A 702-nucleotide genomic window follows, 5' to 3' on the forward strand; every position below is an offset into this window, starting at 1 on the left:
CGGCGCGGCGATCGACAGGACGTTGAGCACGGCGGCCTTCACCGCGACGAGCAGCCCCCGGAAGACGGCCAGGATCACCAGGAAGGCCAGGGCCACGACGACCGCGATGATCAGCGGCAGCCGGCTGGAGACGATGTCCAGGAAGTCGACCTGGGCGGCGGTCGTGCCGGTGACGTACGTGCTGGCGTCGGTGCCGGAGACGGCCTGCGGCAGGACGTCGTCGGTGAGGTGGTTCGTCAGGGAGGTGGTCCGCTCGTCCTGCGGGGCGGCCACCGAGTAGGCGGTGGCGGTCAGCACGTCGCCGTCCGATGTGGCGGTCAGCGGGGTGATCACGGCCGCGTCCGGGATGTTCGTCAGTGCCTTCTGCGCCTGGTCGGCGAGGGCGGAACGGTCGGACGAAGGCACCTCGCTCTGGTCGATGACCAGGGTCAGGGGGCCGTTGGAGCCGGGGCCGAAGGCGCTGGACATCAGGTCGAAGGCGCGCCGGTCGGTGAACGACTTCGGGTCGGCGCCGTCGCCGATGTGACCCAGCTGGATGAAGAAGACCGGGAAGGACAGGACGGCCAGCAGCACCACTCCGCCGGCCAGGAACCACCACGGCCGCCGCTCCACCCGCTGCGCGTACCGGTGCCAGCCGCCGGCCTCCGCGCTCTCCGTCGCCGGTACGGTCTCGGCCACCGGTTTCCGCACGTGCATCCGGTC

At 71.4% G+C, this 702-nt stretch carries 1 protein-coding gene; it reads right to left on the reverse strand.

Going from position 1 to position 702, the window contains the following annotated elements; all coding sequences use genetic code 11:
- Positions 1–702, reverse strand: a 702-nt coding sequence (locus tag G3I71_RS45225) for an MMPL family transporter (protein WP_164324737.1), incomplete at both ends; no start/stop codon positions are given.

This window comes from Streptomyces sp. SID12501 (assembly GCF_010550245.1).
In the GTDB taxonomy this organism is placed as follows: Bacteria; Actinomycetota; Actinomycetes; order Streptomycetales; family Streptomycetaceae; genus Streptomyces.